Source organism: Armatimonadota bacterium (assembly GCA_028871815.1).
Classification (GTDB): domain Bacteria; phylum Armatimonadota; class Chthonomonadetes; order Chthonomonadales; family Chthonomonadaceae; genus REEB205.
This window is the reverse complement of sequence record JAGWMJ010000004.1, coordinates 67,255-78,131: the sequence shown is the minus strand read 5'-3', so window position 1 is coordinate 78,131 and position 10,877 is coordinate 67,255. Positions and strand designations below refer to the sequence as shown.

The following is a 10,877-nucleotide window of genomic DNA, read 5'->3' as shown; positions in this document are numbered from 1 at the left end:
CAACAACGAACGGTCTGGCATGCCACGACGAGACTTTGTCAAGCTGGGCGGAGCGGCCGTGTCGATGGCTGCGCTGAAGATGCCGGTGATGGCGGGACCGTTTGAGGCCGCCGACTTCGCCGCGCTGATCCCACCGGAGAAGAAGCTGCATCCGGATTGGGTTCGCGCACTGTATGCTCGCGGCGAGCCGACCACGTACCGGCTGAGCCGCAACGAGCTGCGATATATCGGTATGCCGGTCGGCGGGTTGTGCTGCGGCACGGTGTACCTTGGCGGCGACGGGCGTTTGTGGAACTGGGACGTCTTCAACGCCAACCCTTTCGGTGTTATTCCCGGCACCGCTAAATGGCCGGGCTATAATCCGCGGCCCGGACACATGGAAACTGTGGATGCCGGAAGCGGCGCCGCCTATGTTGCGCCGCACCTGGAGCAGTCGCCATTCGATCAGGGCTTCGCGATTGAAGTGGACGGCCACCTTCGCAGATTTGAGGCTGGGGACTGGCGTGAGATCACATTCCAGGGCCAATACCCCACCGGCAAAGTGGAGTACTCCGCCCCGGACTGCCCGGTGACGGTGAAGCTCAACGCGTGGACACCGTTCATTCCGCTGAACACCGCCGACTCGTCGCTACCGGTGACGGTGATGGAGTTTGCCGTTACCAACCACTCTGCGGTCGCCACTACGGTGCGTGTCGGCGGCTGGCTTCAGAACGCCTGCAGCCGTTACAGCGCGAGAGCCGGCAGCGGCCAACGCGTAAACCAGGCGCGCACCATCGCCAACAGGCCGGCGCTGGAATGCCGGTTCGAGCTGCCACCACCGCCGGAAGGCGTCAATGCCCGCCGTGACGTGACGATCGACGACTTTCAGCACGAAGGTTACGGCAGGTGGCACGTGGAAGGCGCCGCGTTCGGATCGGGGCCTATTCTTCGAACCAGCGTACCCGCGTATCAGGGCAACCTGGGCGGGATCGGCGCGCGCGTGGTCAATTCGCACGCATCGGCGCCGGGCAGCACCGTGGAGCAGCGCGACTCCGCGACCGGCATGCTGACCAGCCCGCCATTCACCATCGAGCGCAACTTCATCACATTTTACATCGGCGGCGGATCCGACGCCAACCACGAAGGAATCCGCCTGCTGGTAGACGGCAAGACCGTACGCCAGGCTTCGGGGCACGATTCCAACGAGATGCAGCTCGCTCAGTTCGACGTCACCGAGTTTGCCGGGCAAGAGGCGGTTATCCAGGTTTACGACACGGGAACCGGCGGCTGGGGGAACGTTGGCGTGGATGACATCGTGCAGACCGATCGTCCTGCCCCACCCCTTCAGTTACCTGCTCGCCACGACTGGGGGACGATGACGCTGGTCGGCTTATCCGGTGGAACCGCCACCGCTGACGCCGATCCGGCGGCGCTGTTCGCCCACGAGGCTGCCGACACAACCTCACGCCAGGCAGACGCACCAGGACCGGTCGGCGCGGTCACGAGCGAGCTGCGGATCCCGCCGGGCGCAACGCGTACAGCGTCGTTTGCCGTCACCTGGCACTTCAAGAACACGCGGCTGCCCGTTACCGATGCCGAGACGGGTAACTGGTATGCCGCGCGGTTTGCCGATTCCGGCGCCGCCGCGGCCTACGTTGCGCGCGAATACCGGCGACTGCGTCGTGACACGATGTCGTGGAACCGAACCTGGTACAACTCCACGCTGCCATGGTGGTTCCTGGAGCGCACATTCAGCAACACCTGCACGCTGGCGACAAGCACCGCGCACCGGTTCGGCAGCGGAAGGTTCTGGGCGTGGGAGGGCGTCGGCTGCTGCCAGGGGACCTGCTGCCACGTGTGGCACTACGCCCAGGCAATGGGTCGAATCTTTCCCGAACTGGAGCGCATCACGCGGGAACGGGTCGATTTCGGCGTGGCATTCGATACCAGAACCGGCATGATCGGCTACCGCGGTGAAGGCACCGGCCAGGCAGTGGATGGTCAGGCTGGCCGTATACTCGGCGCCCTGCGCGAGCACCAGATGAGTGCGGATAGTGGTTTCCTGACGCGGATTTGGCCGCATGTGAAGCTGGCGATCGAGTATCTGGAAAAGCGTACATGCACCGATGGCCTGCTGTGCGGCGCGCAAGATAACACGCTGGACGCCGCCTGGTTCGGCAAGATTGCATGGATCAGCTCACTCTACCTGGCCGCGCTGCATGCCGGCGAGGCCATGGCAGACGACATGCAGGATCGTGAATTCGCTGCTCAGTGTCGACAGAGGATCGACCAGGTTCGGAACTCACTGGAGAGCGAGCTGTTCAATGGCCGCTACTTCATCCAGCTTCCCGACCCGGAGCATCCCGGCGCGCTGGGAACGTACAAGACCTGCCATATCGACCAGGTTCACGGGCAGAGCTGGGCTTGGCAGGTTGCCCTGGGACGCATCCTGAACCGCGAAAAAACGGTCAGCGCGCTCCGCTCGCTATGGCGTTACAACTTCGCGCCGGACGTGGGCCCGTTCCGCCGCAAGTACACCGCGGGGCGGCCCTATGCGCTCGCGGGCGACGCCGGGCTTATAATGGCGACGAACCCGCAGGATACGCCCAACGCCTTCGGCGATCCGAACGCCTGGCAGTTTGGCTACTTCAACGAGTGCATGAGCGGATTTGAGCATCAAGCGGCCAGCCATATGATAGCCGAGGGCATGCTTACCGAGGGGCTGGCGGTTACGCGCGCCATCCATGACCGGTACCACGCTGCCAGGCGGAATCCGTTCAACGAAGTGGAGTGCAGCGACCACTATTCGCGAGCGATGGCCAGTTATGGCTCGTTTATCACCGCGTGCGGCTTTGAATACAGCGGCCCGCGACGGCATATCGGCTTCGATCCCAGGATGCCCGGAGCAGACTTCCGGGCGCCGTTCACGGCAGCCGAAGGCTGGGGAACGTACAGCCAGCGTCGGACATCAAGGAGCCTGCTTGCCACACTGGATGTGAAGTACGGACGGCTGCGGCTGGCAACGGTTCGACTGCCTGGTGACTGGGACCATGCCGAGGTCCACATTGGCGGGACGTTGGTGGCGGCCACCTCGGCGACCGCGGAGGGCCGCACGCTGGTTACGCTGCGCGAGGTCGTGACGGCCGATACCGGACGGCGCCTGACGATCCGGTTGTGGAGCTAGCCGACCGCCCCTTGGGTTGATGGGTGGGCGGCCGCAACAAGCAGCAACGGGACATGGTGAGTGCGACCGGCGTCGCGTACACCCATTCGATGGCAATGGCTATCGGCCCGGCGCCGCACAAGTCTCCCACATAAGCCGCCACCGGTGTGCCTTCCAGCGCGGCTCGGCGCCAAGGAGCAATCGCGGTCGTCATCGTGGCGGATGCCGGATGGCTACGCCTCGCGCAGAATCGGCCATTTGGCGGATGGCTTTTTCGCCGCTATCGGCACAGCATGTAGTGTCGGTCATCCCGGTGGCGCGTTCGGCCCTGCGAGTCCCGCTTTGTCTGGGACGCCACCGCAATCTTTTCGCATGTGAGGAAGCGGCCCACCTTGGATAAACTGCAAGGCGCCATGAGTCACCGGGAACGTGTGCTCCGAGCGATGAGACGCCTCGAGCCGGACCGCGTTCCGTTCGACTTCAGTCTGGGTTTCGCACCAGCCGCGCTGGAGGAGTTTCGGCGGCGCACCGGACAGTCGGACCCAAATGCCTGGTTCGACTCCGATCACCGGTCGGTAGGCATAGCGCGGACGCGGCTGCAAACCGACTTCCGCGGCTACTTTCGCGATCTACCGCCGCGCGCGACGATTGACGAGTGGGGGATCGGCCACCTGCCGACGGAGAGCAAGGCGTTGGGACACTCCCACCTTGACGGCTTCCTCTACCCGATGCTTCATCTCCAGAGCCGCCAGGACGCTCTCGACTACCCACTTCCCGATTTCGAGGCCGAATACCGCTACGCTCACCTGCCGGCGCAGATCGAACAGCTGCACGCGGCCGGGTTTCCCGTTTCCGCCATGATGCACTGTACGGTTTTTGAGGTTGCCTGGTATATGCGGAGTATGGAGCGACTGCTGATGGACTTCTCGGACGGCTCGGCGTTCGCCGAAACGCTCCTTGACCGCATAACCGAGAAGCGCACGATCCAGGCACGCCGGTACGCAGAACTTGGTGTTGATATCGTTCAGTTCGGCGACGACATCGGCTCGCAGCGTGGGCTGTTGATGAGCCTTCCCATGTGGCGCCGATGGCTCAAACCTCGCCTTGCCCGGGTGATCGCCGAGGCGCGCGCGGCACGCCCGGATGTCCTCATCTTCTACCACAGTGACGGCGACGTCCGCGACGCCATCCCCGATCTCATTGAGATTGGCGTCGAGATTCTCAATCCCGTACAGCCGGAGTGCATGAACCCGGCAGAGCTGAAGCGACACTATGGCGGCCATCTAGCCTTCTGGGGCACGATCGGCACACAGACCACCATGCCATTCGGCACACCGGCCGACGTGCGGCGCGAGGTGCGGGCACGAATCGAGTCCGTCGGCCGCGGAGGTGGTCTCTTGCTGGCGCCAACGCACATGGTTGAACCCGATGTGCCGTTCGGAAATATCGTAGCGCTGGTTGAAGCTGCCAAGGAGTATGGCGCCACGAATCTGGCGCATTGACGACGCCTGCGCACATATAGCGAAGCCGAACGCCGAACCGAGGCCGCGGCGTTGGATAACGGATTGCCGTGCTGTACTTTCGCGGTGACGAGGCTGCTGGGTGCACTCGCCATGTCTGCCGTTACCGATGCTGTGCGCACTGTGAAGGCGCGGTGACGGGCAGCCCAGGCACCTGCCCGTACGGTGATCGCCTTGATAACGGATGGGCATGACCGATAGCAAGTGGCCGACACAGCGGCAGCAACGCACACTACAGTGACCGAGTCGGTATTCCATGCGGGCACCATGATGTTCCCTACTCGGTCGGCACGCCCCGGCCGATACGCACGATCTCTTGGCGGGTCACCATGCTGAGGAGCCGTTCGCGGGGGCCCGTGAGCGCTCCTCTGTTTTGCCATGAATGCGCGCCTGTCACAAGCGGCAGCGCCAGCTTATACTGCCGCGACGGCTGTCGGACGCGGAGGGGGCCAGCCGGATTCGATCGGCCACCAGAGCCATCGCGCGCTATGGCGCAGACGGAACAACTCGGCCGCACGGCACATGATGACGGCGTAGCCGTGATCACCCGTATCGGGGAGCTAAGGGAGGACGTGGATGGTAGCGTACCGGCGCCAGCCGCCAAACGTGGCCTTCAGTACAGCCGGCGTGTCGCTCGTGACGGTACTGGTGTTCGCCACGAAGTCCGCGCTTGTGTTGCCGGAGTAGATCACCACACCGGTTGAGTAGACGCCGGCGCCGAAGTTCACCTTGGAGCTGTATGAACTCACGGTGACATTCATGTCGAACGGAGCCGGCGCGTCCAGCGTGACGGTACCTGAAATCGTATTGCCGCCAACTACGGATGGCGAGGCCATGGTGAGACTGCTGACAACCACCGGTATGGCGAGAAAAGCGGCCTCCGCATGCTGGTAGTACCCATACCCGACAATGGCGCCATAGTCGTTGATCGCATACGCGTGCACCAGGAGCCAGCCACTGTTGTTTTCAATCAGTGAGTTCAGATCGGTCATCGTCCCGGTGGAGGGGGTGGTGATATCTCCCTGCCAGAGAAAGGCGTGGTAGCCGGACTGGCCGACGACCTGGCCGGTTACAGAATCGATGCCATCTGCCTGCGATGTATTGGTATTCGGCAGGTTTCCGAGGGGGCCGTATGGCGCGCCCGTCATCCCGTTCCATGCGAACGCCTGGTAGCCGGCTGTCGTGCTGTTGAAGCAATCGCCAACAACATCGTTTGCCTCATCGAGCGCCCAGGCATAGGAGTAGTTTGCGAACGTGCTGCCGCCAAACGTACCGCCTGTGAGCGGAGTAGGGGTCGCCGGCGACTGGAGCGACGGCGCCCAGGTTGCCTGACCTGTGGTCGGATTATAGCCACACGACGCGAAATAGGAATAGTTGACGGCATATGGACGATAGGCAGCCACGCCCTGCGAGGCTGCGTTGCTGGCCCACAGGAGCGAGTTTGCGGTGGTATTGCTTGCGCTGAGCCAGCCGACGGCCTCACCAAACTGGTCCATTCCGTGAAAAGCTGAGCCAAACGTTCCCGTGCCTGCGAGGTCAACCGCCTTTGTGTAGCCTGTGCTCAGGTATCCAACGGGATCCCAGATAGTTGCATTTGCCGCATTGTTAAGCGTGGAGTTGTAGCCGGCGCCTGCGATCTGCCCCAGGGCGTTGATCGCGTATGCGCCGTACTTGGTGTCGCCTGAGATCGTGTCGTAAGCAAAAGATGGCACGCCGGGCATCCAGAGGAACCCACGTTCATTGGCGCCGGCGAAGCCGTAACCAACAACCTGATAGTCGTCGTTGAGATCATATGCGAGCACGCTTGACGACCCGACCGGATTCACATTGATGACGGAGTAGAGCGGCGGTGGCGGCGCCGCACGAGCTATCGATGGCAGAACCACGAAGAGCAGTGCCCCAAAAACTGCGCACGGTGTGGCGTTTTTCATACCAATCTCCTCCTGCCGGTGCATTCTGCCGGTAGAGGCGCCCGCCTGCGGCAGGCGTATTCAAGCGGCACGGCACGGCCGGGCCGGCACAACTCACGGCCGGTCTCAATGAAGCCGTGTAGCTGCCACTCTTTCCGGCAGGACGCGACCCCATGGCAGAGATTTTGCGAGGATGTACCGGGATTCCTTCCCGATTTAACTTGACGGCGCGCCAGCCTACCCGTCTATCCGGCCGGCAGCGGCGCCGGGACGATCACCAGCGCGCGCGACGTCGCGCGGGATGACCGAGGAGGGGATGCGTGACGGAGCGGGGTTGTGTCGCTTTCGCGGCGCAGGGGCGGCCAGGCAGCATGAAGGACCTTTTTGTGTCTGGCATATGGGGCTCACCACAGCCATCGCTGGTTGCATGTGCGGGCGCCATTCCGTCCGCTTGCCGCGTCGTCGCACATCGCCAGGAGGCGGCATTGATCGAAGGGGCAGTCCGGATTGTCGCACGCGGCATGACGGCGTGCCGGCCGGAGCCGTCGGTAATGACGCCGGCCGTTCCGCCGGCGTCGAAGAGGTGCCACTCCGAGTTGCGCCGGTAGATCGATGAGCCGCAGCCCATCCCGCGGAGATAGAGCGCGCTGGTTGACCATGACTGGCCCGTGAGGTCGCTCGTCTGCTCCACCAGATCGCCGGCGCTGCAGGCGACGCGACCGCTCACGTTAGCAGAATTCCGGCCGCGAGCGCCGCCCACACCGGTCCGAGATCGACGGCAAGGGGTGTGGGCATGCATAGCGCCAACACCGAAACCACGCATGGTATGGCCTCGCTTACCAAGCACGTGAATTTGCGGCTACGCGCGGTGCGTACAGCCGGCGTCGGACCCGTAAGCGGGCCGTGCACAAGCAAGCCGCTCAGCGCGCCCTCCGCGTGCCGCAGCGCCGCCTCGTCGCGGAATACCATGCTCTGGCTGACGCGGCCGATGTCCGCAGTTAACTCGAACACATCGGGCCAGCCCAGATTCTCAAGCATCGCAGAATCGGATAACTCTTCCGGCCGCGCGTCGGGGAAGAGCCGCAGCGTGATGCCACGGACCGCGGCCAACACGTCGGCGGGCATCCGCTCCTCCGGCGGTGTCTCGCACGGAAACCGGACCGCCATAGACGGAAGCGCATCGGCGAGCCAGTTCAGTCGATGCGCAGCACCCGGCACAGGAACGTCAAGCCGCGCAGCCGGCTCCTGTGTGCGCTGAACGGCGAGCTCGGTGGACTCGGCCAGCCAGGAAGCTGGCAGCTGAGCGACCGTCCAGTCGCGCCTAAGGAATCCGTCGTCAATCGGTTCAAACGACGCGAAAACGTCGCATTGTTGCTTCATACGGTGTAGCCCCCAGACGGTGGAAGTCGGCGGTCAAGCCGCGTGACCGCGCGCCATTTTGGGATCGATGTTCGGTGTGTCGGCGTCTATGCATCGCCGGTTACCCCGCATTCGCGCCAAAAGCACCAAGTAACGCACAACGCATACAGGGACGCCGGTCCGACCGGATATTTTCTCGCGCACTCTTCTGCGCACCAGCCCATGCATCTGAGCTTGTCGAACGGCAGCCCACCGCCGCCGGCGGTGGGGTGCAGTCTGCATGAGCCGCAGTGGAGGTTCGCGACGAGGCACGCCAAGGTCGGGTCCACCTTGCCTGCCATTCGAGCCATCTCACACGCGTAACATGCACCTTGCGAAAGTCCGCGGCAGTTGCGATGTTGGTCACCGATTCCCGCTCCCCTCGCCACCAACACGTCCGCACGGCCCCCGGCGCTTGCCACCAGCCCCTCCTCAACGAACCGGCCCTCGAAGCGCCACTGCGTGGCGGCCGAGCCGCTTACATACATCAATACGCCGAACGCGTCGTACAGGTTGTTGCTGAGTACGTTGGCGGAGCCATCGGTGATGACGCCGGCCGTTCCGCCGGCGTCGAAGAGGTGCCATTCCGAGTTGCGCCTGTAGATGGATGAGCCGCAGCCCATGCCGCGGAGGTAGACCGCGCTGGTTGACCATGACTGGCCCGTGAGGTCGCTCGTCTGCTCCACCAGGTCACCGGCGCTGCAGGCGACGCCACATGGGAACCAGGTCCAGACGGCAGCTGAAATGTCTTTCTTCCAGCGCCGTCCACCGTCGAAGGCATAGCCATATTCGTAGGCGGTTGTGCCGCCCACGGCCAGGCTCAGCAGGTGACCGTCTTCACCGTAGTCGGCCGAGAGCGCGCTCGAACCCTCCGGCCATGATGCGAGCCGGCCTCGCATCACCGTCCCGGCTTGCGGATCCCGGTCGCGCCGCTGGCACCGCTCGCCGAGGGCACATGGTTCTGCGCGGCCGCGTCGAGTGCGCGCGCCTTTGCGGCGTTCTCCCGCACCGCACCGCGAATCCTTTCGCAAGCAAACTGTACCGGTAGACCGAGTAGTTGCGGCCCGATGTCGTATCGCCACTGCAGAGTCTCACGCCCTTGCGGCAGCGGCGCGGCGACGGCAAGCCCATGCTCCACCAACACCAGGCCCTCGACAGCGTCCGCGACGATGTATTCGTCCAACTCGGCGTCGCGACCTTCCCTTCCGGGCCGGCCGCCCGGAATGTATCCCAGCCGATCGTACATGCCCATCATGGCGTAGGCGCCGCCGACCCGATCCAGAAACGCCACGTACCGGCGGCCCAAAGCAGGCTCGGGCATGTCCACGAACAGCCTGCCCGCTCCAGAATTGCGGATAAATGTCCACGGCAGGTCGCCGTTGGGCACCGATACTTTCATTACCCACGGCGGCGGTCGCGTAAAGCCCTTCATAGCCGTATCGACTGCCAGGAGATATACGGTACTCTGGTCGATCGAGCCGGATCCGCGCGGATCATGGTGCTGGCACAGCTGCGCTGCGAACGTCCCAGAAACTACCACATCTGCGTCCGACACGGCTTCCGCCAGACTCAGTGGCGGAGCCTGCAGTTCGGCCGAACTAAGTGCCGGGGAGACCGCCCGGGGCGGCCCGGCCACGGTTGGCGCCAGCCTGGCAAGCAGATGGTCGATGTGCCACGGATCGGGCTGCCAGTGCGCACCGGCCACGAGCGCCCGGCACTCGCCGGTGTGAGAGTCGCAGTCCACAATACCCGTAGCGCCTTCGCGTTCCAACCAGACCTCATAATCGGCTCGCGCGGGCCGTGGCTCGAGCAGGTTGTCGGCGACAACGCGCCCGGCCGGCAGGCCGGCGTAATCGCGGTGCGGCGACAACGCCGCCGCACCGGCATACCGCCAGCCCGTAGGGGTCCGCTGGAACGCCACCGCGATGCGCCACGGTGGCGCCGGCGTGACGGTGCCCACCCGCTGGTTCGCGGCGGCGGCGTACGCAACCAATGCAGCGGCTACGCCGGTCACAAGGGTAACGACAGCGTGTTGCTTCTTCTTCATCAGAGTCCCCCTTTTGGTTACGGGCACGGTTGCCCGTACAGCGCCTGCATGCCCATCGTTTCGTCCGGCTCGGGCCCATCCGTACCACAGAGAAACCAGTTGGAGATGTCGGGCCACATGAGCGCCGCCCGATCGGTCGGATAGGTGGTGTGCGCGAGGCCCAGCGCGTGCCCGGTCTCGTGGGCGAACAGCTCTACCAGATGGTGACGGGCGCTGGCCGGCGGAAAAAAAGCCAGGCAGCCGTCACCGCCCCCGGTTGCGCACGGATCGAGCCATAGCGTGTTGACCTCCACACTCCGCTGGTCGACCCCCGACACTGTAGTGTTGGCGTAGGCGTTCAGCTTGTCGTCGCATTGGTCGAAGTACAGAATGTTCCACGGGTCGTAGTCATTCACATAGTAGAAGTCCCCCCACGTGCTGAGATACCAGTTTTCCAGCGCGGTCTCAATGTCGGCGGTGAATTTGGATTCTGAGGCCCACCAGACGTCGCAAAGGTCCGTCAGCGGTGGGTACAGTTCCCCGTCGGGCCCGCTGTTGTCCTTAGTTGTTGCGGTGAGGCAATACGCGTCGCCGGCTTGCGTGTACACCGTACCGTCCGGGCCAGTCCAGGATGCCTGTAGCGTCGCTACGCCTTGGGCGGATCCGCTGGCTGTTACGATTGCCTGGCCGCAGCTATTGGTCAAGGCGCTGTTCGTGCTGAGATTGATCGGAGCTCCGACAGGGTTCAGGAGCGTGAAGTTGATCGTGGCGCCGACGAGCACCTGCGCTGGTACGCCGGCGCTCACCGTGGCGCACCAGGACTCCAGGTGTCCCGGCGAAAACCATCCAGCTCGGCTGTTGTTCTCAGAGAAGAGAGTGAC

Annotated in this window: 8 protein-coding genes; 2 read left to right on the top strand and 6 right to left on the bottom strand. The window is 64.0% G+C overall.

The features are described 5' to 3' along the window. Nucleotides 1-19 precede the first annotated feature (19 nt). Nucleotides 20-3,163 carry a hypothetical protein gene (locus KGJ62_06380; GenBank protein MDE2126197.1) on the top strand — a complete coding sequence of 1,048 codons (3,144 nt, stop codon included), beginning with the start codon at nt 20-22 and terminating at the stop codon, nt 3,161-3,163. Nucleotides 3,164-3,534: 371 nt separating this feature from the next. After that, on the top strand, nt 3,535-4,644 hold the full coding sequence (locus tag KGJ62_06375) for a hypothetical protein (GenBank protein MDE2126196.1): 1,110 nt from the start codon (nt 3,535-3,537) through the stop codon (nt 4,642-4,644). A gap of 578 nt (nt 4,645-5,222) precedes the next feature. Here the strand turns inward: KGJ62_06375 and KGJ62_06370 are convergent. The 6 genes from KGJ62_06370 to KGJ62_06345 form a co-directional block, all read right to left on the bottom strand. Then, complete coding sequence (locus KGJ62_06370) at nt 5,223-6,593, bottom strand: hypothetical protein (GenBank protein ID MDE2126195.1); 1,371 nt, start codon at nt 6,591-6,593, stop codon at nt 5,223-5,225. Nucleotides 6,594-6,846: 253 nt separating this feature from the next. Next, nucleotides 6,847-7,299 carry a hypothetical protein gene (locus KGJ62_06365; GenBank protein ID MDE2126194.1) on the bottom strand — a complete coding sequence of 151 codons (453 nt, stop codon included), beginning with the start codon at nt 7,297-7,299 and terminating at the stop codon, nt 6,847-6,849. Then, the gene (locus KGJ62_06360) at nt 7,296-7,952 is read right to left on the bottom strand and encodes a hypothetical protein (GenBank protein MDE2126193.1); all 657 of its coding nucleotides are present in this window, start codon (nt 7,950-7,952) and stop codon (nt 7,296-7,298) included. Before KGJ62_06360 ends, KGJ62_06365 begins: the two co-directional genes overlap by 4 nt. Nucleotides 7,953-8,038: 86 nt before the next feature. After that, nucleotides 8,039-8,869 (bottom strand): hypothetical protein, encoded by an 831-nt coding sequence (locus tag KGJ62_06355; protein ID MDE2126192.1) that lies wholly within the window; start codon nt 8,867-8,869, stop codon nt 8,039-8,041. After that, nucleotides 8,869-10,017, bottom strand: coding sequence for a hypothetical protein (locus tag KGJ62_06350; GenBank protein ID MDE2126191.1), 1,149 nt, complete (start codon nt 10,015-10,017; stop codon nt 8,869-8,871). Before KGJ62_06350 ends, KGJ62_06355 begins: the two co-directional genes overlap by 1 nt. A gap of 17 nt (nt 10,018-10,034) precedes the next feature. After that, entirely contained in the window at nt 10,035-10,802 is a 768-nt protein-coding gene (locus tag KGJ62_06345; protein ID MDE2126190.1) for a matrixin family metalloprotease, read from the bottom strand. Between the last annotated feature and the right edge of the window lie 75 nt (nt 10,803-10,877).